Source organism: Acidovorax sp. 93 (assembly GCF_003633835.1).
In the GTDB taxonomy this organism is placed as follows: domain Bacteria; phylum Pseudomonadota; class Gammaproteobacteria; order Burkholderiales; family Burkholderiaceae_C; genus Acidovorax; species Acidovorax facilis.
Genome location: NZ_RBIT01000001.1, coordinates 4994439 through 5016064, shown reverse-complemented (window position 1 = coordinate 5016064; position 21626 = coordinate 4994439). Strand labels below are relative to the sequence as shown.

The 21626-nt window shown below is 66.4% G+C and carries 20 protein-coding genes; 10 read left to right on the top strand and 10 right to left on the bottom strand.

What is annotated here, in order from left to right; all coding sequences use genetic code 11:
* Position 1: 1 nt before the first annotated feature.
* A complete protein-coding gene (locus C8C93_RS22965) occupies positions 2-814 on the bottom strand; it encodes an IclR family transcriptional regulator (protein ID WP_121508419.1) in 813 nt (270 codons plus the stop codon).
* A 142-nt stretch (positions 815-956) separates the two neighbouring features.
* On the opposite strand from C8C93_RS22965, the gene C8C93_RS22960 reads away from it, so the two are divergent.
* The 4 genes from C8C93_RS22960 to C8C93_RS22945 all read left to right on the top strand — a co-directional run bounded on the left by C8C93_RS22960 (position 957) and on the right by C8C93_RS22945 (position 5103).
* Positions 957-1916 carry an MBL fold metallo-hydrolase gene (locus C8C93_RS22960; protein ID WP_121508418.1) on the top strand — a complete coding sequence of 320 codons (960 nt, stop codon included), beginning with the start codon at positions 957-959 and terminating at the stop codon, positions 1914-1916.
* Positions 1917-2102: 186 nt separating this feature from the next.
* Positions 2103-3755, top strand: coding sequence for an FAD-dependent oxidoreductase (locus C8C93_RS22955; RefSeq protein WP_121508417.1), 1653 nt, complete (start codon positions 2103-2105; stop codon positions 3753-3755).
* A 26-nt stretch (positions 3756-3781) separates the two neighbouring features.
* Positions 3782-4039, top strand: a complete 258-nt coding sequence (locus C8C93_RS22950; protein WP_121508416.1) for a DUF2783 domain-containing protein — start codon at positions 3782-3784, stop codon at positions 4037-4039.
* Between the two features lie 95 nt (positions 4040-4134).
* Positions 4135-5103 (top strand): tripartite tricarboxylate transporter substrate binding protein, encoded by a 969-nt coding sequence (locus C8C93_RS22945; protein WP_121508415.1) that lies wholly within the window; start codon positions 4135-4137, stop codon positions 5101-5103.
* Positions 5104-5211: 108 nt separating this feature from the next.
* Here C8C93_RS22945 and C8C93_RS22940 read toward each other — a convergent pair whose 3' ends face one another.
* Positions 5212-5754, bottom strand: a complete 543-nt coding sequence (locus C8C93_RS22940) for a DUF2062 domain-containing protein (RefSeq protein WP_121421334.1) — start codon at positions 5752-5754, stop codon at positions 5212-5214.
* Between the two features lie 17 nt (positions 5755-5771).
* Entirely contained in the window at positions 5772-6752 is a 981-nt protein-coding gene (locus tag C8C93_RS22935; protein WP_121421335.1) for a TerC family protein, read from the bottom strand.
* A 150-nt stretch (positions 6753-6902) separates the two neighbouring features.
* Between C8C93_RS22935 and C8C93_RS22930 the strand changes: the two genes are divergently transcribed.
* Positions 6903-7805 carry a LysR family transcriptional regulator gene (locus tag C8C93_RS22930; RefSeq protein ID WP_121508414.1) on the top strand — a complete coding sequence of 301 codons (903 nt, stop codon included), beginning with the start codon at positions 6903-6905 and terminating at the stop codon, positions 7803-7805.
* 76 nt (positions 7806-7881) lie between these two features.
* Here the strand turns inward: C8C93_RS22930 and C8C93_RS22925 are convergent, their stop codons facing one another.
* The 4 genes from C8C93_RS22925 to C8C93_RS22910 form a co-directional block, all read right to left on the bottom strand.
* Positions 7882-8610 (bottom strand): alpha/beta hydrolase, encoded by a 729-nt coding sequence (locus C8C93_RS22925; RefSeq protein ID WP_121508413.1) that lies wholly within the window; start codon positions 8608-8610, stop codon positions 7882-7884.
* A gap of 171 nt (positions 8611-8781) precedes the next feature.
* Positions 8782-9753 (bottom strand): helix-turn-helix domain-containing protein, encoded by a 972-nt coding sequence (locus C8C93_RS22920; protein ID WP_121508412.1) that lies wholly within the window; start codon positions 9751-9753, stop codon positions 8782-8784.
* A gap of 84 nt (positions 9754-9837) precedes the next feature.
* The gene (locus C8C93_RS22915; protein WP_121508411.1) at positions 9838-11166 is read right to left on the bottom strand and encodes a sulfatase; all 1329 of its coding nucleotides are present in this window, start codon (positions 11164-11166) and stop codon (positions 9838-9840) included.
* On the bottom strand, positions 11163-12122 hold the full coding sequence (locus C8C93_RS22910; protein ID WP_121508410.1) for a Bug family tripartite tricarboxylate transporter substrate binding protein: 960 nt from the start codon (positions 12120-12122) through the stop codon (positions 11163-11165). The genes C8C93_RS22915 and C8C93_RS22910 overlap by 4 nt, the downstream gene beginning before the upstream one ends.
* 117 nt (positions 12123-12239) lie before the next feature.
* Here C8C93_RS22910 and C8C93_RS22905 point away from each other — a divergent pair, with 117 nt between their 5' ends.
* The gene (locus tag C8C93_RS22905) at positions 12240-12809 is read left to right on the top strand and encodes a MarR family winged helix-turn-helix transcriptional regulator (RefSeq protein WP_121508409.1); all 570 of its coding nucleotides are present in this window, start codon (positions 12240-12242) and stop codon (positions 12807-12809) included.
* A 48-nt stretch (positions 12810-12857) separates the two neighbouring features.
* Here the strand turns inward: C8C93_RS22905 and C8C93_RS22900 are convergent, their stop codons facing one another.
* Positions 12858-13445, bottom strand: coding sequence for a hypothetical protein (locus C8C93_RS22900; protein WP_121508408.1), 588 nt, complete (start codon positions 13443-13445; stop codon positions 12858-12860).
* Positions 13446-13671: 226 nt separating this feature from the next.
* On the opposite strand from C8C93_RS22900, the gene C8C93_RS22895 reads away from it, so the two are divergent.
* From C8C93_RS22895 to C8C93_RS22885, 3 genes are all read left to right on the top strand, one after another.
* A complete protein-coding gene (locus C8C93_RS22895; RefSeq protein ID WP_121508407.1) occupies positions 13672-15255 on the top strand; it encodes an MFS transporter in 1584 nt (527 codons plus the stop codon).
* A 156-nt stretch (positions 15256-15411) separates the two neighbouring features.
* Positions 15412-16524 (top strand): uroporphyrinogen decarboxylase, encoded by a 1113-nt coding sequence (gene hemE, locus C8C93_RS22890; protein ID WP_121508406.1) that lies wholly within the window; start codon positions 15412-15414, stop codon positions 16522-16524.
* A 58-nt stretch (positions 16525-16582) separates the two neighbouring features.
* Positions 16583-17461 (top strand): helix-turn-helix transcriptional regulator, encoded by an 879-nt coding sequence (locus tag C8C93_RS22885; protein WP_233559544.1) that lies wholly within the window; start codon positions 16583-16585, stop codon positions 17459-17461.
* Positions 17462-17487: 26 nt separating this feature from the next.
* Here C8C93_RS22885 and C8C93_RS22880 read toward each other — a convergent pair whose 3' ends face one another.
* Positions 17488-17949 (bottom strand): NADH-quinone oxidoreductase subunit B family protein, encoded by a 462-nt coding sequence (locus tag C8C93_RS22880; protein ID WP_370110892.1) that lies wholly within the window; start codon positions 17947-17949, stop codon positions 17488-17490.
* An 846-nt stretch (positions 17950-18795) separates the two neighbouring features.
* On the opposite strand from C8C93_RS22880, the gene priA reads away from it, so the two are divergent.
* Entirely contained in the window at positions 18796-20934 is a 2139-nt protein-coding gene (priA, locus tag C8C93_RS22875; RefSeq protein WP_121508404.1) for a primosomal protein N', read from the top strand.
* A 6-nt stretch (positions 20935-20940) separates the two neighbouring features.
* Here priA and C8C93_RS22870 read toward each other — a convergent pair whose 3' ends face one another.
* Entirely contained in the window at positions 20941-21504 is a 564-nt protein-coding gene (locus C8C93_RS22870; RefSeq protein WP_121508403.1) for a midcut-by-XrtH protein, read from the bottom strand.
* Positions 21505-21626: the final 122 nt, after the last annotated feature.

Below are 21626 nucleotides of genomic sequence, written 5' to 3'. Positions count from 1 at the left end.
CTCAGGGTTTGGTGCCCTGCGCGGCGCCCAGGCGCTGCGACAGGCTGCGCGCGGTGTCGCGCAGATGGCCTGCGGCAGCACTGCCCGGCCCCGTCTGCAGCGTGGCGCTGGGCCCTATCACCGCCAGGCACAACACCAGCTGCCCAAACCCGTCAAACACCGGCGTTGCCAGCGCGCTGATGCCGGGCAGCAGCTGGTCAGTCACCTCGCTGATCTGGTGCTGGCGCACCGCCTCCAGTTCGGCCGCAAACGCGGGTTCATCCAGGGCCCCCGCAAACCCTTCGGCCGCCAGCGCAGCCGCTGCCCGCTCGCGCGGGCCGAAGGCTGCAAACACCTTGCCCGTGGCCGTGTGCCGCACCGAGGCCGTGGTGCCGTGGCGCATGGCCACATACACGGCGGTGGGGCCCTCTTCCACACGAATGATGGTGGGGCCGTTGTCACCCCAGACCGAGGCCGACACGGTGTAGCCGATGCGCTGGGCCAGCGCGGGCAGCTCGGCAATGGCCAGGCGCACCGGGTCCACCTGCTGCAGGCTGATCAGGCCCAGCTGCATGGCCAAGGGGCCCAGGCCGTAGTGGCCGCTCACGGCGTCCTGCTCGATCAGACCCAGCTTGCCAAAGCTCACCAGGTAGGGGTGCGCCTTGGCGGCCGTCATGTCCGCCGCGCGGGCCAGGTCCTTGAGCGCCATGCGCCGGCCGGTGCGCGCCAGCACCTTCAGCAGCTGGCCGCCCACCTCCACGCTCTGAATGCCGCGCGGGCTGCGGGGTGTGTCTTCGTCGTCGGCGGGGGGCAGGTCGGGGGTCGTGGTGGGCATGGGGCGATTGTCCACGCAGCGCAGGATCCATCCGCACCTCGGGTTTACACCTAAACAAATGCGTTAGACATGAACGAATTTCTTGCCTAACATCAACGCATTCCGTTTAGATAAACGCATTCACCATTAACAAATCACTACCATGAGCACCGTCAAAACCTTTGCCTCCGCCGCCGACCTCGAAGTGAAGAAGGTGAGCTTCGACAAGCTCTCCGACCACGCCTATGCCTACACGGCCGAGGGCGACCCCAACACCGGCATCATCATTGGCGACGATGCGGTGATGGTCATCGACACCCAGGCCACGCCGGTGATGGCGCAGGACGTGATCCGCCGCATCCGCGAGGTCACCGACAAACCCATCAAGTACGTGCTGCTCTCGCACTACCACGCGGTGCGGGTGCTGGGCGCCAGCGCTTACGGCGCCGAGCACATCATTGCCAGCGAGGACACGCGCGACCTGATCGTGGAGCGCGGCCAGTTCGACAAGGACAGCGAGATCGGCCGCTTTCCGCGCCTGTTCCAGAACGTAGAGAGCGTGCCGGACGGCCTGACCTGGCCGACCATGACCTTCAACAAGAAGATGACCCTGTGGCTGGGCAAGCTGGAGGTGCAGATCCTGCAACTGGGCCGGGGCCACACCAAGGGCGACACGGTGGCCTGGCTGCCGCAGGAAAAGATCCTGTTCAGCGGCGACCTGGTGGAGTTCGACGCCACGCCGTATGCGGGCGATGCGTACTTCCAGGACTGGCCGCAGACCCTGGACAACATCGCGGCGCTGAAGCCCGAGAAGCTGGTGCCCGGCCGGGGCGCCGCGCTGCAGACGCCCGAGCAGGTGCAGGCGGGCCTGGCGGGCACGCGCGCCTTCATCAGCGACCTGTACGAGAGTGTGAAGGCCAGCGCGGCCAAGGGCGAAGACCTGCGCAAGGTGTACGAGGCCACGTTTGCCAAGCTGCAGCCCAAGTACGGCCACTGGGTCATCTTCAACCACTGCATGCCGTTCGACGTGACCCGTGCGTACGACGAGGCCACGCAATACCCCGACCCACGCATCTGGACCGCCGAGCGCGATGTCCAGATGTGGAAAGCCCTGGAAGGCTAGGCAGAGAACAACCCCCTGAGGCGCTGCGCGCCTTCCCCCTTCTCTCGAACCGCTGCGCGATTCGGGAAGGGGACGACGCCCTCGCTGCGGGGCGGCCCTTGCTCGGCGTCCCTCGCTCAGGGCGCGCCAGTTGCAAAGGTCAGCTCTCTACATCAAGCAATCGATCAAACACAAAGGTCGTAGAACATGAACCCCAGAGACATTCCCACCGAAGCCTTCCACGCCAGTGGCGCCGAGGTGCAGGCCCTCGACTTCGGCTACGTGCGCTCGCCCGACCAGGACCGCACCACGCCCGCACAGCACCCCATCGTGGTCATCGGCGCGGGCCCCGTGGGCCTGTCGCTCGCCATCGACCTGGCCCAGCGCGGGCAGCGCGTGGTGGTGCTCGACAACGACCACAAGCTCTCCATCGGCTCGCGCGCCATCTGCTTTGCCAAGCGCACGCTGGAGATCTGGGACCGCTTGGGCGTGGGCCAGCGCATGGTGGACAAGGGCGTGTCGTGGAACCTGGGCAAGGTGTTCCTCAAAGACGAGCAGCTGTATGAATTCAATCTGCTGCCCGAAGAAGGCCACGAGCGCCCCGCCTTCATCAACCTGCAGCAGTACTACGCCGAGGCCTACCTGGTGGAGCGCGCGCTGCAGCTGCCGGGCATCGACATCCGCTGGCACAACAAGGTCACTGAGGTGCAAAGCCGCGCAGACGGCGCGCTGCTGAGCATCGACACGCCCGAGGGCGCCTACCAGATGGATGCGCAATGGCTGGTGGCCTGCGACGGCGCACGCTCGCCCACGCGGCAGATGCTGGGGCTGGAGAGCAAGGGGCGCATTTTTCAGGACCGCTTCCTGATCGCCGACGTGAAGTTGGCGGGCGATGCGGACTTCCCGACCGAGCGCTGGTTCTGGTTCGACCCACCCTTTCATCCCAACCAGAGCGTGCTGCTGCATCGCCAGCCCGACAACGTCTGGCGCATCGACTTCCAGCTGGGCTGGGACGCCGACCCCGAAGAAGAAAAGAAGCCCGAAAACATCATCCCGCGCGTGAAGGCGCTGCTGGGTGCGGATGCACAGTTTGAGCTGGACTGGGCCAGCGTCTACACCTTTGCCTGCCTGCGCATGGACCAGTTCGTGCACGGCCGCGTCGTCTTCGCGGGCGACAGCGCCCACGGCGTTTCGCCCTTTGGTGCACGGGGCGCCAACAGCGGCGTGCAGGACGCGGAGAACCTGGCCTGGAAGCTCGATTGGGTACTCCAGGGCCGCGCCAGCCCGGTGCTGGTGAATACGTACGGCCCGGAGCGCGAATACGCGGCCGACGAAAACCTGTGCAACTCCACGCGCGCCACCGACTTCATCACGCCCAAGAGCGAGGTGAGCCGCCTGTTCCGCGACGCGGCACTGCACCTGGCGCGCGAGCATGCGTTTGCAAGGCGCATCGTCAACAGCGGGCGGCTGTCGGTGCCCGCCACACTGCACCAGTCGCCGCTGAACACGCCGGATACCGACACCTTCGTGAGCACGCAGGTGCCCGGCGCCGTATTGCTGGACGCACCCTTGACGAAGCAGGGCCAGCCCACCTGGCTGCTGCGCGAGCTGGGGCCGGACTTCACGCTGCTGGTGTTTGGCCCAGCCCCTGCGTGGGCGCGTGACCTGCCCGGCGTGAAGGTGCTGCAGATCGGCATCGACGTGATGGACCACCAGGCGCTGGCCGCCCAGCGGCTGGATGCGCTGCCGCGCACCGTGTACCTGGTGCGGCCCGACCAGCATGTGTGCGCCCGCTGGCGCACGCCCACCGAAGCGGCTGTGCGCAGCGCACTGGCCCGTGCCACGGCCGCAGCCGTCTGACCAGGAAGACGACAAGGAACATGCCCATGCTGAACACCCAACCGAACCTGCAGGCCTGCGACGACTTCTATGAAGCGCTGATTGCGGCGCACCAGGGCCTGTCCACGCCCGAGAGCCACGCCATGAACGCACGCCTGGTGCTGCTGCTGGCCAACCACATCGGCGACCAGGCCACGCTGCAGCACGCGCTGCAACTGGCGCGCGGCAGTGCCGTGCCCACGGCCGACCGGCGCACCACCCCGGCCATCACACCTGTGGTGCCCACCCACGCGGTGGTGGCCTAGCCTCACCTTTTTTTACCCCACGGCTCCAGCACCGCGCAGACGGTGCGGGGCCCAGGCTTTGCCTTCATTTTTTGACAACACCACGGAGACAACACATGCAGCGCAAACACTTCCTCGCCACCCTTGCCGGGTTGACCCTGGCCACCACCCTCCCCCTGGCCCACGCCCAGGACACCAAACCGCTCGAATGGGTGGTGGGCTACGCGGCAGGTGGCGGCTCAGACATCGTGGCGCGCACGATTGCCGAATCCATGTCGGCCACGCTGGGCCGCCCCATCGTCATCAACAACAAACCCGGCGCGGGCACCAACATCGCGGCCGAGTACAGTGCGCGCAACAAGGACTTTGGCAACCTGATGTTCTCGGCCGACTTCGCCACGCTGGCGGCCAACCCGTTCTTGTTCAGCAAGCTCGCCTACAACGCCGAGAAGGACTTCCAACCCGTGGGCCTGCTGGTGCGCTTTCCGATGTTCCTGGTGGTGTCCAACAACGTGCCCGCCAAGAACCTCAAGGAATTCATGGCCTGGGCCAAGGGGCAGGCCGATGGCGTGAACTGGGCATCCGCCGGGCCGGGCAGCCCGCACCACCTGGTGGGCGAGCTGTTCCGCGAGCAAAGCGGGCTCAAGCTCACGCATGTGCCATATCGCGGCGCGGCCCCGGCCATCCAGGATGTGATCGGTGGTCAGGTACCCGCGATGTGGATCGACAGCGCCACGGTGTACCCGTTTCTCAACGGCGGCAAGGTCAAGGCCATTGGTGTGGCCAGCCCGCAGCGCGTGACGACCATGCCCGATGTGCCCACGATGTCCGAACAGGGCCTTCAAGGGTTTGAAGGTTTTGCATGGCAGGGCCTGGTGGTACCCACGGGCGCATCGGCCGATGTGGTGGCCAACTTCAGCAAGGCATTGCAGACAGCCCTGGCCGACACGCGCACCAAGGCCCGCCTGCAGGCCCTGGGTGTGGAGCCCATGCCCGGCACGGCCGCCCAGATGGGCAGCTTTGCGCGCACCGAGCGCGAAAAGTGGGGCCGAGTCATTACGAAGGTGGGCGTGAAACTCGATTAACTCCCTGAACGGCTGCGCCGGTTTCCCCCGGAGGGGACGCCATCCGTGGCCTGGCAGCGCCAGTTCCACGGTGGTGCAGGCAAATGCCACGCTCCTGTCGCAGGGCACTCAGCGGCTGCGTGCCAGCCGCCGCTTGCGCTGCAGGGCGGGCGCCAGCCACAGCAATTGCACGGTGGCATAACCCAGCGCCGCCATCACCAGGCCCAGCGTGGGCAGGCCCACCAGCAGCGGTGTGCCCAGGGCCTGCATCCAGGCGCCCAGCGCCTGCACCGAGAAGTCTCCGCCCGGCACCACGCTGCTCCACGCGGGCAAAGTCTGGGTGCCCGGCATCACCAACGCGCCCAGATAGAAGGCCAGCGCATACAGCGGCACGGTGGTGAGCGGATTGGTATAGAACGTGGCCACCCCGCCCGCCACGATGTTGCCGCGCAGCCAGGCGCAGACCAGCAGCGTGCCCGGAATCTGCAGCGGCCCGGGGATCAGCCCACAGAACAGGCCCGCCGCCACCCCGCGCGCCAGGGGCTGGCGCTGAAAGCGAAACAGCTCGCGCCGCTCCAGCCAGGGGCGCAGACGGATGAGCCAGTCCCGATCCAGGTGTGCGCGGGCGCGTGGCTCCAGGGCGCGCAGCCAGCGGCGCAATGAACAAAGCATCTGGCTTACCACTGCACTCAGTCCTTGCGCGGCAGGGCCGGAGCGCCATGGGCGCTTTCGCCCGAGCTGCGCAGCGACAGGAAGATCGAGCCAGCAATCAGCGACGCCGTCACCAGCAGCGCATAGCCGATCGGGATCTTCACAAAGTCGATGAGCAGCATCTTGCCGCCGATGAACACCAGCACCAGCGCCAGGCCATAGGCCAGCAGGTGGAAGCGGTTGGCCAGGTCAGCCAGCAGGAAGTACAGCGCACGCAGGCCCAGGATGGCAAAGATGTTGGCCGTGAGCACGATGAACGGGTCGCTGGTGATCGCGAAGATGGCCGGGATGCTGTCCACCGCAAAGATGATGTCGGTGGTGCCGATGAGCACCAGCACCACAAACAGGGGCGTGAAGTGCTTGACGCCGTTGATCATGGTGGAGAGCTTCTCGCCATCGAACTGGTCGGTGATGCGAATGCGCTTCTTCAGGAACTTGAGCACCGGGTTGGTGGCGATGTCAGGCTCCTGCCCAGCGGCAAACCACATCTTCACGCCGGTGACGACCAGGAACGCACCGAACACATACAGCAGCCAGTGGAAGGTGGCCAGCAGCCAGGCACCTGCCAGGATGAGCAGCGTGCGCAGCACGATGGCACCGATGATGCCGATGATGAGCGCGCGCTTTTGGTACTGCGGCGGCACGGCAAAGTAGCTGAACAGCATCAGGAAGACAAAGATGTTGTCCACCGACAGGCTCTTTTCGACCAGATAGCCGGTGATGAACTGCATCGAGACGGTGTTGGCAATCTCACGGCCCTGGCTTCCGTCCAGGTACCACCACAGAATGGCCACAAACACAAACGCCAGCGAGAACCACAAAAGGCTCCAGCGCGCGGCCTCGCCCATGGTGACCTTGTGCGCGCCCTGGCGCTCCATGACCAGCAGGTCCACGCCTATGGCAATGACCACGAAGACGGCAAATCCCGCCCACATCCACCACGTTCCGATCGTTTCCATCGAGTTTCTCCAAAGATGCCCTCACACGTCCGGGCAAGCCGGACGCCCAAGCCCCGGACTGTAGGGGCTGATGTACTTCTTTAAAACCTGTTATCACAGTAGTATTGGTTCGGTTTTTACGAACCAAACCCTTTTCCCTCGGAAGAACCCATGAGCCAGAGCTTCAACTACCGCCATCTTTTCTACTTCTGGGTGGTGGCCAAGGAGGGCGGTATCGCCCGCGCCGCCGAGCGGCTGGACATGGCCATGCAGACCATCAGCGCCCAGGTGCGGGAGCTTGAAAAGTCGCTGGGCGTGAGCCTGCTGCGCACCGAGGGCCGCAACCTGGTGCTCACCGATGCGGGCGTGGCCGCGCTGCACGAGGCCGACCACATCTTTGCGCTGGGCGAGCTGCTGCCCGTGCGCGTGCGCGAGGCCGCCAGCGGCAAGACGCTGCGCCTGAACCTGGGCATTTCCGACGGCATTGCCAAGCTGGCCGTGCATCGGCTGCTCACCCCCGTGCTGGACGAACCGCACCTGCGCCTGCTGTGCCATGAGGGCGAGTTCCAGCCCCTGCTGGGCGAGCTGGCGCTGCACAAGCTCGATGCCGTGCTGGCCGACCGTGCCGCGCCCCCCAACCCCGCCCTGCGCACCACCAGCCAGCTGCTGGGCACGAGCGCCATCGCCTGGTACGCGCCGCCGCTGTGGGCCGAGGCGGCGGCCAACAACTTCCCCCACAGCCTGGCCGTGGTGCCCGTGCTGCTGCCCACCGACCACGCCGCGATGCGCGCGCGCATCGACCACTGGCTGGAGCGCGAGCGCATCCGCCCGCGCATCGCGGGCGAGTTTGAAGACAGCGCCCTCTTGAGCACCTTTGCCGCCACCGGCATGGGCGTGATGCCCGCGCCGGTGTCGCTGGGCGAGCACCTGGCACAGACCCACGGACTGGTGCAGGTGGGCACCACGCCGGACGTGCAGGAGCAGTTCCACCTGATCTACAGCGCCCGCAAGGTGATGCACCCGCTGCTCACGCGGCTGCTGGAGGCGGGGAGCAGCGAATCACTCCTGAATTGATAGCAATTAGCGCTTACCCGGCAGGCGCAAGAGGCCAAAAAACCTTGTAGTCAGCGCAAAAAAACCCTGGGCCCCTTCAGTCGCGCCCTGCCCGCTCGATATGCAAGGCAGCCGATGTCGGGTCGGAAAAGCACAGCTCATGGCTGCCCGGGCACTCCACCAGGCGGAACAGGCCCAGCCGCTCCGACAGGCGCGGGTGCCAGGGCAGGCTGTGCGGCAGCGCAGTGTCCTGCTGCGCGTTGAGGTAGCTCTTGCCCACCTCCAGCGCGGCCAGCGGCACGGGCAGTTGCGCGGGTTCGGTGAAGGTGCGGTAGGGATGAGGGTTGAGCAGCGCGTAGGTGCTTTGCGCCAGGGCCTCGTCGGCATCGTTGATGAAGGCCTCGCGCCAGATGGGGTACGGCAGCATCACGGCATTGCCGCTGCTGGCCGCGACCTGGTCGAACAGCGCGCGGTAGTGCGGCGGCACCAGGTCGTTCAGGCATTCGCCTGGCTGCGGCACGAAGGCGTTCCAGTACACCAGGCGGCGGATGCGCCCAGGCAGACGCGCGGGCATGTGGCTGATGACCATGCCGCCATAGCTGTGGCCCACCAGGCGCACGTCGGTCAGGCCCTGGCCTTCGATGAAGGCCGCCAGCGAATCCACCGCATCGGCCAGGCCCGTGGCCGCGCGGTCGTCGCCGGGGCGGTTGCCTGCCAGCGTGGGGCAATGCACGGTGTGGCCGCGCGCGCGCAGGTGGGTGGCGGTGGCTTCCATCTCGGCACCGGTGTGCCAGGCGCCATGGACCAGGACATAGGTATCCGGCATGTGTGTCTCCTTGGGGTGGTGTTGCAGGACCGGGCGATCCGCCCTGCCGCTACCTTAGAAACACCTGGTGGCACGGAATGGCCTGCGCGTGCCAGTCGGCTGTGCTGGATGTGCCAGCAGACTCACCGACGGGCCGGCATGGCCGTCTCGACGGGGGAATAGCGCGTGGCCTCAGGCGCCGCGCCGCCACTGCGCGGGCGACACGCCCATGGCGCGCTGGAAGGCGCGCGCGAAATGCGAAGGGTCGGCAAAGCCGCAGCGCCGCCCAATCTCGCCCACGGCCACATGGGCCAGCTGGGGGCGGCGCAGCAGCTCGGCTGCACGCGCCAGGCGCAGTTCGCGCAAGGTGCCCGCAAAGGTGTGGCCCTGTGCCGCAAAGGCCCGGTGCAGGGTGCGCAGCGACACGCCCGCCTCCTGCGCCAGCGCCGGAGCCGAGAGGCCCGGCTGGTCGATGCGCGCCCGCAGCAGCGCACACAGATGGGCATGCAGGCTCCGCGCAGCCGTGGGGGCCGGTGGCTGGGGCGGCTCCAGCGCCGCGCACAACAGCGCCCCCAGGTGGTCGGACAGCAATGCTGGCGGCAGGGCCTGCGCCGAGGCCGGGTCACGCGCCAGCTGCACGGCCAGCGCCCCCAGGCTCTGGCCCCAGCCCTGGTCGCGCCAGGCCACACGCAGCCCGGGCGCCTCTGCCTGCTGCAGCCACTGCCCCACCCAGGCGCGCGGCAGCTGCAGCGACACACAGTGCACTCCATCAGGAAAGTGCAGTTCGTAAGGCCGTGCCGAATCCAGCAGCACCACATCGCCCGGGCGCAGGTGGGCCACATGGCCATCCTGGCGCACATGCCACGCGGTTTCGGCCTGGCCGATCAGGTAGAAAGGCAGCTGGCGGCTGCGCGCAATGCCTACGGGCGTGCGAAACACGTCCTGGGTGGAGGCGCGCACGCGGTTGACGGACAGCGTCTCCACCGGCAGGCTTTGCAGCTCCCCGCCAAACAGCGGCGCCTCGCGGGAGCTGCAATCCATTTCCAGAAACGCCTCGCAGATCGCGCCCACCCAGTAGTCCAGGCGCGCGGGCGGCGCCACCACGTCGGTGGTCCACTGGCGCAGAGCAGCGTTGTACGAAGGCGCAGGGGCAGCGGCAGGCATGGCGCCCAATCTACCGGCAAGCGGGGCGGGCAGGCAACAGGGCAAGCCCGCCCGCCCACACTCCTGACGACCTGCCCGCCAGGCTCAGCGCTGCGGCATGTCCTTCACCGAATACCCCAGGCTCACCGTGGCATCGTCAGGAATGGCGGGCATGGTCGCATTCCAGGCCTCCCACGCGGCGCGCATGGTCTGCAGGCGTTCGGGCTCCACGGGCGCGCGGTTGGCGCGCTCACGTTCATCGTCGGCCAGGTTGAACAGGTAGTCGTTGCCATCCACGCGCAGGTACTTCCACACGCCCTGGCGCATGGCGCGCTGGCCCCGGTGGTTCATGCGCCAGAACAGCGGGGGCTCGTCGATCACATTGGCATCGCGCAGCAGCGGCATCAGCGTGCGGCCGTCCAGTGGGTAGTCCGCATGCGCGGCGGCCCCTGCGGCGTCGAGCATGGTGGCCGACCAGTCCATGGTCATACAGGTCTGCGCGCTCACTCCGCCGGGGCCGATCACCGCAGGCCAGTGGGCAATCCAGGGCACGCGGATGCCGCCTTCGGTCAGGTCCATCTTGCCGCCCACCAGCGGCCAGTTGTCCGAGAAGCGCTCGCCACCGTTGTCGCTGGTGAACACCACCAGCGTGTCGCGCGCCAGGCCCTTGGCCTCCAGCAGCGCCATGATGCGGCCGATGCCCTCGTCCATGTGGTGGATCATGCGGCGGTAGGTCTCGATGTTGCCGCCGTGCAGGTGGAACAGGTTCGTCTTCACCTCCTGCGCCAGCGCCTCGTCGTCGCGGGTCTCCCAGGGCCAGTGGGGCGCGGTGTAGTGCAGGCTCAGGAAGAACGGCGTGCCGGCCTGCACGCCCGGCGCCATGCGCAGCACATAGTCGAGCGCGTGGTCGGTGATGAGGTCGGTGAGGTAGCCGTCCTGCTGCTTTTCTTCTTCGCCCAGGTACAGGTCGTGCGTGCCGGTGGAGCTGCAGTGGGTGAAGTAATCCACCCCGCCCGACATGGGACCGAAGAACTCTTCATAGCCCGAGCGCAGGGGCCCGAACGCGGGCGGGTAGCCCAGGTGCCACTTGCCCATCAGCGCCGTGCGGTAGCCCGCTGCGCGCAGCAGCGAGGGTAGCGTGGGGTGCTCGGGGGGCAGGCCCAGCGTGGTACTGCCCCGGCTCTTGCTGTTGATGGGCTCCTCGGCCGCGCCGCGCAGGCGGTACTGGTAGCGCGCCGTCATCAGCGCAAAACGCGTGGGCGAGCAGACGGGGGAGTTGGAGTAGCCCTGCGTGAGCTTGAGACCGTTGGCCGCTAGTTGATCGAGCACCGGCGACACCGGGCCAAACGCCGCGTCGCGGCCGCCATAGCAGCCCAGGTCGGCATAGCCGAGGTCGTCGGCGACGACGAAGATGATGTTAGGGCGGGTGGTCATGGTTTGAAGCCCGAGCGTTGGACCACCGGGGCCCATTGCGCGCGGTAGGCCTTGAGCATGGCTTCGGTCTGCGCCATGGTCGCCACCACGGGCTCCATCTTGGCGGCCTCGAACTTGCGCTGGGTGTCGGGGTCCTTCATCACCTCGTGGATCAGCGCGGCCAGGCGTTCGGCTTGCGCTTTGGGCATGCTCATGGGCGCAAAGAACGTGTTCCAGCCGGTGGCGGCCAGGTCCAGGCCGCTTTCCTTGAAGGTGGGGATCTTTCCATCCAGCGCACTGCGCTTGGCACCCGACACCGCCAGGATGCGGATCTTGCCCGCCTCGTGCTGGGGCAGCAGGGTGTCAAACGTGTCGAACGCCACGGGCACCTGGCCGCCGAGCAGGTCGTTGAGCAGCGGCGCGGAGCCCCGGTAGCCCACCACCTCGGCGCGCACCTTGGCGGCATCGCCCACCATCAGGCCAAAAAAGTGCGGCAGGCTGCCCGTGGCGGGCACGCCGAAGTTGGCCTTGTCGGGGTTGGCGCGCAGCCAGGCCAGCAGGTGCGGCAGCTCCTTGACAGGCACGGCGCTGCCCACGGCCACGCCGAACTCGTAGCTGTTGACATGGCTCACGGGGCGGAAGTCGCGCTCGGGGTCGTAGCCTGCGTCGGGGAACACCAGGGGCGCCACCAGCATGACGGCGGGGTTGGCCAGCAACAGCGTGGGCTGGTGGGCGGGCGCGGCTTTGACGGCCTGTGCCGACAGGCGGCCGCCCGCGCCGGTCTTGTTGTCCACAATCACAGGCGTGCCAAGCTTGCTACCCAGCTTGTCCGCCACGATGCGGGCCACGCGGTCGGTGGAGCCGCCGGGGGCGTAGCCCACCACGATGCGCAACGGGGCTTCCTGCGCTTGCGTGATGGAGGCGGCCAGGGCCAGGGCCAGCGCTATGGCCAGTACCGATGAAAGGGGTTTGCGCATCGTCGAAAAGTCTCCAGGGACAATTGCAGGGCCCTGCACCATCGCGCAGGTTGATGGGCGCACTGTATTGGCCACACAATCGATTGATCTAATCAACTATTGCACGGAAATACCCTGATGTCCGCGCCCACCCCGGCACCCCCAGGCCCCGCCGAGCCGGGCCACCGCCTGACCCATCCGGAAGCGGCCAACGACCTGTTGATGTACCGCCTGAACCGACTGCTGGCCGTCGCGGGCAGCCTGGTGGTGCGGCTGTGCGAAGGGGGCTACGGCATCACGCGGCGCGAGTGGGGGCTGCTGATGATGCTGGCGCAGCACCCGGGCATGCCCCCGGCCGAGCTGGCCCAGCGGCTGGGGCTGGACAGGTCGCGCACGTCACGCGCCATCACGTCGCTACTGGCCAAAAAGCTGCTCACCCGCGATGCGATGCCGGGCGACCGGCGCCAGGCGGTGCTATCGCTCACCCCGGCGGGGCAGGCGCTGCACGATCAGCTGTTCCCCCAGGTGAAGGCGCTTAACCAGGAACTGCTGGCGGGCCTGAACGCGGGCACGGTTCAGGCCCTGGACCACGCGCTGGCCGATATGCAAAAACGGGCGGAAGCCCTGGTAGCAAGCCGCACCGATGTGCCGCGCACTTACCGGTTGCGAGGGGGCCGGAACATCTCGCGAACAGACCAAGACTGGTGACGGCAGCGCCACCAACGGTCCTTTCCAACCCCCTGGAATCGCAGTTTCCTATTTTTCAGTATTTGCCTGAATGTCCATGAGCTGGTTCAAATCAGCTCGCAGCATTCCATTTGGATCCACAGCGGCATCGTTTGCTGAAGATCGGATTCCTGCCGCCGTAATGGCCGCCGTGACATCGGTAATAGAAATTTGAACCTGATAAAGGTTTCCATCATTTGCATACTCCTTGGTGAAAGCACAAACAGCCTCCCCTGGGTCTGCAAAGTAGATGACTGCCGCGTCGGTAGCCCGCTTAGGAATTCGCAAAAAGCTGGAATACAAAGACGCCGGTACAGGGGTTCGTGCTGAACCATTGACATAGTATTCCTCCTCCCAGTCGTCGTTCTGCATCACATAGTTGTATTTCAGCGAACTGACTTTGAGCATGGGATCACGCCCAGTACCCATCGATTCGGCAAAGATATACAGCACCTTGGTCCCACGGTACGACGCCCCATCGTACCCGGCTATAGTGCAAGCGATGGCCTCCAGATTGGTTGCGGAATGAACTCCGCCCGCGCTGATATTTTTGAGATCTGCATGTGCAAATCCAGCCGCACAAATAAACCCCAAAGAAATAATGCTTTTTTTCAACATACCCTCTCCTCCGTCGGTGAATTGACCTAGGCTTGCCACTGCTCTATACAAATAGCTACAACACGCACAAATACTAACAAACACCCACCTCAGCGTCATCCCCCGTTTTGGGGATTGACTGCACAGGGCCGCACCCAACGGTGGGACGCGTTGGCAAAGGTCGCAGCGGTGGGCGTGGCCGCTCCAGTGCATTCCTTCTGGTCCGCCTTTTCTTTGCCAACACGCCATGTCATCACCTCCGACCTCTTTGTGGAGCCCCCTGCGCCAACCCGCTTTCCGAGGCCTGTGGATCTGCGGTGGCATCTTTTTTGTGGGCAGCGGCATGCAGACCATGGCCGCTGCGTGGCTCATGGTGGAGTTGACGGGCTCGTCGTTCCTGGCGGCGCTGGTACAGACGGCCGTGTTTTTGCCCATGTTTTTGCTGGCCCTGCCTGCGGGTGTACTGGCCGACACCACCGACCGGCGCAGGCTGATATCGGGCGCGCTGATGGGACAGGTGGGCGCCTGTGCACTGCTCACGCTGCTGGTGCTGGGCGGTTGGGGCGGTCCGGCGTCGGTGCTGTTTCTGGTGTTTGTGTGTGGCTGCTGCACGGCGGTGCTGACGCCCGCGTGGAACTCATCCGTCATCGACCCGGTTCCGCGCGACGAGTGGCCCCAGGCCATCACCGCCGTGAGCATCGCCTACAACGCCGCACGCGCCGTGGGGCCTACGCTGGCCGGACTGGTGTTTGCGCAGCTGGGTGCGGGCTGGGTGTTTGCCGTCACGGTGACCACAACGCTGGTGATGTGGGAGTCCATCCGCCGCTGGCCGCCCAAGGCACACCCGCCGTCCAAGCTGCCCGCCGAGCGCCTGTGGGGCGGCACGCTCAGTGGCCTGCGTTTTGCCTGGCACTCGCGCATCATCCTGGCGCAACTGGTGCGCGTGATGGCGTTCAGCGCGGCAGGCTCGGCCCTGTGGGCGCTGCTGCCGGTGATCGCGCAGCGCCAGCTGGGCACCGGTGCGCAGGGCTTCGGGCTGCTGATGGGTTGTCTGGGTACGGGTGCCGTGGCCGTGGGCCTGGTGCTGGGGCGGCTGCGCGCGCGCTTTGGCATGGAGGTCATCGTGGGCGTGGGCGGCGTGGTGTTCGCTGCCGCCATGCTGGTGGCAGCGCTGACCAAGGTGGCGTGGGTGGTTTACGTCGCCATGCTGTTTGCGGGCGCGGCGTGGATGTCGGCGATGTCCACCTTCAACACCGCCACGCAGGCCAGTGCCCCACAGTGGGTGCGATCCCGCGCCGTGGCCATGCACATGGTGGCCGCGCTGGGCGCGTTTGCCATGGGCTCGGCATTCTGGGGCGCCGCATCCGACATCGTGGGCCTGGCTCCCACGCTGTACGTGGCCGCTGCGCTCATGGGTGTGGGGCTGCTGCTGGCACGCCCCATGCCGCTGCGCATGGGTGGGCTGCACGAAGTGACTCAGGCCACACCGTGGGATGAACTCTTCATCGAGGCTGAGCCTCTGCCCGAGGCCGGCCCCGTGGCCGTGGAGGTGGGCTACCGCATCGCCCCCGGCACCGACGCCGCCTTCCTGGACACCATCAGCCGCATGAAGGCCCCGCGCAGGCGCGACGGCGCCACATTCTGGCGGGTGTACAAGGACCTGGGTGAACCCTCGCGGTACGTGGAGCGCTTCATCGTTGAATCCTGGGCCGACTACCTGCACCAGCGCGCCCGCGCCACGATGGCCGACCAGGCGCTGGAAACCGAAGTGCGGGCGTTTTTGGCGCCGGGCGAAGTCGTGCGGATGTCGCACTACATCGCGGAGAGGTGAGTCTCCGCGCGCTGAAACTGGCGCGGCCGGGGCCAGTGCACCCGTGGAACTGGCTTTGCCAGGCCACCGGGTGCGTCCCCCTCCCGCGCAGCGAGAGAGGGGGAAGACGCGAAGCGTCTCAGGGGGAGCACTCCCGCCTGCTGCGACAATCGCAGGATGACCTTCGCCCCCCTTGCCAACGACACCTTCCTGCGTGCCTGCCGCCGCCAGGCCACCGACTACACGCCCCTGTGGCTCATGCGCCAGGCGGGGCGCTATCTGCCGGAGTACAAGGCCACGCGCGCCCAGGCCGGCAGTTTCATGGGCCTGGCCACCAATGTGGACTACGCCACTGAAGTGACCCTGCAGCCGCTGGAGCGTTTTCCGCTCGATGCGGCCATCCTGTTCAGCGACATCCTCACCGTGCCTGACGCCATGGGCCTGGGCCTGTCGTTTGCCGAGGGCGAAGGCCCGCGCTTTGCCAAAGTGGTGCGCGACGAAGCCGCCGTGGCCGAGTTGGCCGTGCCCGACATGGACAAGCTGCGCTACGTGTTCGACGCAGTTACCAGCATCCGCAAGGCCCTGAACGGCCGCGTGCCGTTGATCGGTTTTTCGGGCAGCCCCTGGACACTGGCCTGTTACATGGTCGAAGGCAAGGGCAGCGATGACTACCGCCTCGTCAAGAGCCTGATGTACAGCCGCTCCGACCTGATGCACCGCATCCTGGCCATCAACGCCGACAGCGTGGCCGCGTACCTGAACGCCCAGATCGACGCCGGAGCCCAGGCCGTGATGATTTTTGACAGCTGGGGCGGCGTGCTGGCCGACGGCGCGTTCCAGGAGTTCAGCCTGGCCTACACCACGCGCGTGCTGGCGCAATTGAAGCGCACCGGCGTGGACGGCGCCGACGTGCCGCGCATCGTCTTCACCAAGGGCGGCGGCATCTGGCTGGAAGACATGAAGGACATCGACTGCGAGGTGCTAGGCCTGGACTGGACGGCCAACCTGGGCAAGGCCCGCGCCATCGTGGGCGGCCAGCCAGGAGGCCCGGGCAAGGCGCTGCAGGGCAACATCGACCCCAACGTGCTGTTTGCGCCGCCCGCGCAGATCGTGCAACAGGTGCACAAAGTGCTCGACAGCTTCGGCAAACCCCACACCGACCGCAGCACCACCGGCCCCACCCACATCTTCAACCTGGGCCACGGCATCAGCCAGTTCACACCGCCCGAGCATGTGGCGGCGCTGGTAGAGGCGGTGCACAGCCACTCGCGCGCGCAGCGCCAGGGCTGATCCCCCGGGCGAGGGCTCCAGACCGCGCGGCGCACCCGGCAGGGACCAGGTGATGGCAATGGAACAGCCCGTACCGCCGCCAGCGGAGCCACCCACCGGCCCGCAGGCGCTGCCCGCCTCGGCCCTGCAAGCCCCACCCGGCGCGCTCGCGGACTGCGTGCGCGCCTTTTTCTGGCGCGACCTGGGCCGCCAGCCGCCCCACACCCTGGCGGACACGCGCGTGCCGCCCAGCCCCTACCCGGGCATCATCTGGCTCACGCGGGGCACGGCCCAGCTCGTGGAATGTACGGGTACGGCCACGGCAGCGGCCATGCCGGCCATCACGCTGTCGGGCGCCCACCGCCATCCTTACCACTCGGTCTCTTCCCGCGATGGCGATTCGTTCTGCCTGGCGTTCCAGCCCGGCGCGCTGGGGCTGCTGACCGGGCAGGACCTGGCGCCGCTGACCGACCGCATCACGGACGCGGTGACCTGGTTGCCCGAGGAGTGGCACCCATTCCTGGCAGCCGTCCACGCGGCGCCCGACCATGGTGCGCGCAAGGCGCTGTGTGTGGCCTTCCTCACCCCGCGCTGGGGCGCCGTGGCAGACCGGCACGCCGCCTGGCTGCAGGTGTTGCAACAAGACTGGCAGCGCGGCGCACGCCAGGCCCTGGCCACCACGCTCGGCTGGACGCCCCGGCACCTGCAGCGCCGCACACGGCAACTGGTAGGCCTGCGGCCTGGCGAGATCGAGCGCATGCTGCGGGCCGAACACGCCCTGCTGACCATGCGCGACGGCGATGCGGGTGCGCTGGATGCAGCGCTGCGCCATGGCTACGCCGACCAGGCACACTTCAGCCGCGAGGCACGCAGCCTTTTCGAACGCCCTCCTGCTGCACTCAAGGCCCACACCCAGCAGCCGGGTGACGATGCCGACTGGCTGCTGCGGCGCAGTTGAAGGGGCCGCCGCGCTTTGCGACCGCTTTACCGCTGGATCACACGGGGGCGCTTGATCTTGGCCTGCAACTGCAGGATGCCGTAGAGCAGCGCCTCGGCCGTGGGCGGGCAACCGGGCACATAGACATCCACCGGCACGATGCGGTCGCAGCCGCGCACCACCGAATAGCTGTAGTGGTAGTACCCGCCGCCGTTGGCGCACGAGCCCATCGAGATCACATAGCGCGGCTCGGGCATCTGGTCATAGACCTTGCGGATGGCGGGCGCCATCTTGTTCGTCAGCGTGCCGGCCACGATCATCAGGTCGCTATGGCGTGGGCTGGAGCGCGGAATGATGCCGAACTGGTCCAGGTCGTAGCGCGCCATGGCGGCGTGCATCATCTCGACGGCACAGCAGGCCAAGCCAAAGGTCATGAACCACAGGCTGTCGGCGCGTGCGGCCTGCACCACATCGTCCAACCGGGCCAGCACAAAACCATCGCGCTCCATGGAGGGAGCTACTGCAAGGGAAGGAGAAGAGTTGTTAGCCATGGCCGCATCGTCGCCACGCGGGCCAACGTCGTCTTGAAGCAAAGCGACATCGGCCGCCATCACCGGGTACCTGTGACGACACCAGCCCCACCGCACAGCGCCCCGGCAGGCCCTGCGACAATCCTTAGAACCTGTTCAAGATCTTCAGGTGCCGGCGAGCCCGCTTCCAAGGCGCACTTATGCACAAAATTGGAGCATCCAGCGGCCCCGCCCCACCAGAGGTGGCAACTTGTAAAAAAACTTTGCGCAACCGCTAAGTCATTGATTTATATGAATTTAAATCCCCTGCTTTTTTGACAGGCAATCCAGCCAAAGCACGGATTTTCAAGGGCTTGCGAGGCAAACCCAAGGGATATCAACAAAGTTATCCACAGAAATTTTGGATTTCTTACAAATACCCTGTGAAATCAAGCACTTGCAGGCCATATCGAATAAATGCGTGAACATGACACCCCACCGCTAGCACAAAAAGGGGGCCATCTGTCCTCTTGACGAAGCCCTCGTGTCCGACTTATGCACACCAACCGTGATGCGGCGCAACATACGTCCGTCACAACGGCTTAGCACAAAAATTCGTGGGAAATTTCTTCAGATGCTTGATTCATAACGATTTTTTTGGTGTGCCGCATTTCCGGGCAATCTGTTCGCAGCCAGCATTCATGCGGGCTGGCAGGGTGTCCGGACAGGATGTCAACAAAGTTATCCACAGAAAGTCGGGATTACTTGGGTCCCCTCATCAAATCAAGCACTTAGCACCCAAACCTCCACGCGACCTCCACAAGCCTCTGTAACCCGCCCTCTGCCGTGCCTACCCCCTCCACCATCGTCCAGGTTGCCCTGCACACCCCGTCGCACAGCGGCGTGGGCGATCTGCTGAGCTACGCCAGTGAGCACCCGCTCGCGCCCGGCACGCTGGTGCGCGTGCCGCTGGGCACCCGCGAGGTGCTGGGCGTGGTGTGGGATACCGACGAGGCCACCGGCGAGTTGCCTGACGGCGCCACGCTGCGGCCGATTGCCGGTGTGCTCGACGGTGTGGCGCCGCTGGACCTGCCTTGGCGCCGCCTGGTGGCATTCGCCGCGCGCTACTACCAGCGCGCCCTGGGCGAAGTCGCTACGGGCGCCTTGCCCCCCCAACTGCGCGACCTGCGCCCCGAACAACTCGCCCGCCGCCTGCGCCGCCCGGCCAAGGCAGGGGGCGACACTTCAAATGCTATTGAAAACATAGCACTTACCCCAGAACAGGAAAGCGCTAAGGCCCGAATTTCTGCTGAAAAAGGCCCTTTCCTGATGTTTGGCAGCACGGGCAGCGGCAAGACCGAGGTGTATTTGCGCTGTGTGCAGGAGATGCTGGAGGCCGACCCCACCGCGCAAGCCCTGGTGATGGTGCCCGAGATCAACCTGACCCCCCAGCTCGAAGAGCGCTTTGTGGGCCGCTTTGCCCCGCGCTTCGGCCCCGGTGCCGTGGTGTCGCTGCACAGCGGTATGACGAACCCACAGCGCCTCAAGAGCTGGCTGGCCGCCCATAGCGGCAGCGCACGCATCGTGCTGGGCACGCGCATGGCGGTGTTTGCCAGCCTGCCGGGACTGAAACTCATCGTGGTCGATGAAGAGCACGACCCCAGCTACAAGCAACAAGAGGGCGCGCGCTACTCGGCCCGTGATCTGGCCATCTGGCGTGGACGCGAGCAGGGCGCCAAGGTCATTCTGGGCTCGGCCACACCGTCGCTGGAGAGCTGGTACGCCAGCCGCCCCCCCACGGCCGACGACCCCGAAGGCGGCCGCTATGTGCGGCTGCACATGCCCAGCCGCATTGGTGCCGGCGCCCTGGCGCGTGTGCGCCGGGTGGACATGAACCAGCAGCCTCGGCGCACGGTGTTCAGCGCGCCGCTGCTGCAGGCCATCACCGAACGCGTGGCGCGCGGCGAACAAAGCATGGTGCTGCTGAACCGCCGGGGCTACGCCCCCGTGCTGCACTGCGTAGACTGCGGCTGGAAAAGTGACTGCCCGCACTGCAGCGCGCACCAGGTCTTCCACAAGACCGACCGCACCCTGCGCTGCCACCACTGCGGCTACACCGTGCGCGTGCCCTACCACTGCCCCACCTGTGGCAGCCCCGACATCCACCCCATGGGCCGGGGCACCGAGCAGCTCGAAGAACAACTGGGCGCCCTGCTGTCCGAAGTGCTGCGGCCCGACCGCACACCTGCGCGCATTGCCCGCATCGACGCCGACACCACCAAGGCCAAGGGTGCGCTGGAGGCGCAACTGGCGCAGGTGCACTCGGGCGAGGTGGATGTGCTGGTGGGCACGCAGATGATCGCCAAGGGGCACGACTTTCGGCGCATCACGCTGGTGGCCGCGGTGCAGCCCGATGGCGCGCTGTTCAGCAGCGACTTCCGCGCGGCCGAGCGGCTGTTTGCGCTGCTCATGCAGGCCGCAGGCCGGGCTGGGCGCGATGCGGCCTACATGGCCGCGCAAGCGGTGCATGGCACGCAGCCCGAGATGTGGGTGCAGAGTTTTCACCCCAAACATGCCGTGTTCGAAGCGCTGCGCACGCACGACTACGAGGCTTTTGCCGCCCAGCAGCTCAAGGAGCGCGAGGAGGCCGCCATGCCGCCGTTCTCGTACCAGGCGCTGGTGCGGGCCGATGCCCGCACGCAGGAGGTGGCGCAGGGTTTTCTGTCAGCAGCCACCGCCGCCGCCCACGCCGCGCAGCTGCCAGGGCTGCCCGATGGCACGGTCATCCTGTTCCCGCCCGTGCCGCTGACCATCCAGCGTGTGGCCAATGTGGAACGCGCCCAGATGCTCATGGAAAGCAGCAGCCGCGCCACCCTGCAGCGCTTTCTGGCCGCGTGGCAGCCAGTGCTGCAAACCACCCGCAGTCAGCCCGAGCACAAGGGGCTGATACGGTGGCTGGTGGATGTGGACCCGCTCGCGATATGACGCCGGTCAACCGGGCAGATTGTCGTTGTAGACCTTGATGTAACAGACTTCGTTGGGCTGCAGCACCAAGCCCACGGTGCATTCCGGCGTGAAGCCCGTGGGAGGAAGCACAACCAGTCCGGATATGACGCTGACGCCGGTCACCCGCTGCGCGCGGTCCGTCAGGTTCTGGGCGGTATAGATATGAAAGAAATCCCCGAAGAAGAGTTGGGTGCTGTGGGGAATGCTGGCCACACCGCCCGTGGTCTGGTCCAGGGCGATCTCGACCGGTGGGGGGGTTGCGATGGCGGGGTGATTCCAGAGGCTCGCTGAGAGCACTCCGCAAACCAGCAGACCCGTTGTCCAGGCCTTCAGCGCACGGCTGCCCTGGGCACGCATCGCGTGATAGGCCGCCAGGGCCAACAAAACCGCCATTCCGATCAGCCCCCATTCAGACATCGTGGGCACGTTCGAGGCCGCCAGGGGCGCGTAGGACACGCTACCCATGGATTGCGCGGCGGCGCCCTGGGCCACGAGCAATCCCACCACCGCAACGACACTAGCCCGCGCACCCAACATCACTTGCTTCATTCTGGAATCCCTTTTTTGCGTAAAACAGAAAGTGTTACAAGGGATTACTGAATCGGCAAGCAAGTTATTGCCATGCGCAGACCATCAGCGCTTGCGCAATACTTTCGGCTTCTGGAAACGAT

Excerpts from the sequence above, each read along its gene's own strand:
- C8C93_RS22965 (WP_121508419.1), bottom strand. The coding sequence starts at position 814 with ATGCCCACCACGACCCCCGACCTGCCCCCCGCCGACGACGAAGACACA.
- C8C93_RS22960 (WP_121508418.1), top strand. The coding sequence starts at position 957 with ATGAGCACCGTCAAAACCTTTGCCTCCGCCGCCGACCTCGAAGTGAAG.
- C8C93_RS22955 (WP_121508417.1), top strand. The coding sequence starts at position 2,103 with ATGAACCCCAGAGACATTCCCACCGAAGCCTTCCACGCCAGTGGCGCC.
- C8C93_RS22950 (WP_121508416.1), top strand. The coding sequence starts at position 3,782 with ATGCTGAACACCCAACCGAACCTGCAGGCCTGCGACGACTTCTATGAA.
- C8C93_RS22945 (WP_121508415.1), top strand. The coding sequence starts at position 4,135 with ATGCAGCGCAAACACTTCCTCGCCACCCTTGCCGGGTTGACCCTGGCC.
- C8C93_RS22940 (WP_121421334.1), bottom strand. The coding sequence starts at position 5,754 with ATGCTTTGTTCATTGCGCCGCTGGCTGCGCGCCCTGGAGCCACGCGCC.
- C8C93_RS22935 (WP_121421335.1), bottom strand. The coding sequence starts at position 6,752 with ATGGAAACGATCGGAACGTGGTGGATGTGGGCGGGATTTGCCGTCTTC.
- C8C93_RS22930 (WP_121508414.1), top strand. The coding sequence starts at position 6,903 with ATGAGCCAGAGCTTCAACTACCGCCATCTTTTCTACTTCTGGGTGGTG.
- C8C93_RS22925 (WP_121508413.1), bottom strand. The coding sequence starts at position 8,610 with ATGCCGGATACCTATGTCCTGGTCCATGGCGCCTGGCACACCGGTGCC.
- C8C93_RS22920 (WP_121508412.1), bottom strand. The coding sequence starts at position 9,753 with ATGCCTGCCGCTGCCCCTGCGCCTTCGTACAACGCTGCTCTGCGCCAG.
- C8C93_RS22915 (WP_121508411.1), bottom strand. The coding sequence starts at position 11,166 with ATGACCACCCGCCCTAACATCATCTTCGTCGTCGCCGACGACCTCGGC.
- C8C93_RS22910 (WP_121508410.1), bottom strand. The coding sequence starts at position 12,122 with ATGCGCAAACCCCTTTCATCGGTACTGGCCATAGCGCTGGCCCTGGCC.
- C8C93_RS22905 (WP_121508409.1), top strand. The coding sequence starts at position 12,240 with ATGTCCGCGCCCACCCCGGCACCCCCAGGCCCCGCCGAGCCGGGCCAC.
- C8C93_RS22900 (WP_121508408.1), bottom strand. The coding sequence starts at position 13,445 with ATGTTGAAAAAAAGCATTATTTCTTTGGGGTTTATTTGTGCGGCTGGA.
- C8C93_RS22895 (WP_121508407.1), top strand. The coding sequence starts at position 13,672 with ATGTCATCACCTCCGACCTCTTTGTGGAGCCCCCTGCGCCAACCCGCT.
- hemE (WP_121508406.1), top strand. The coding sequence starts at position 15,412 with ATGACCTTCGCCCCCCTTGCCAACGACACCTTCCTGCGTGCCTGCCGC.
- C8C93_RS22885 (WP_233559544.1), top strand. The coding sequence starts at position 16,583 with ATGGAACAGCCCGTACCGCCGCCAGCGGAGCCACCCACCGGCCCGCAG.
- C8C93_RS22880 (WP_370110892.1), bottom strand. The coding sequence starts at position 17,949 with ATGGAGCGCGATGGTTTTGTGCTGGCCCGGTTGGACGATGTGGTGCAG.
- C8C93_RS22870 (WP_121508403.1), bottom strand. The coding sequence starts at position 21,504 with ATGAAGCAAGTGATGTTGGGTGCGCGGGCTAGTGTCGTTGCGGTGGTG.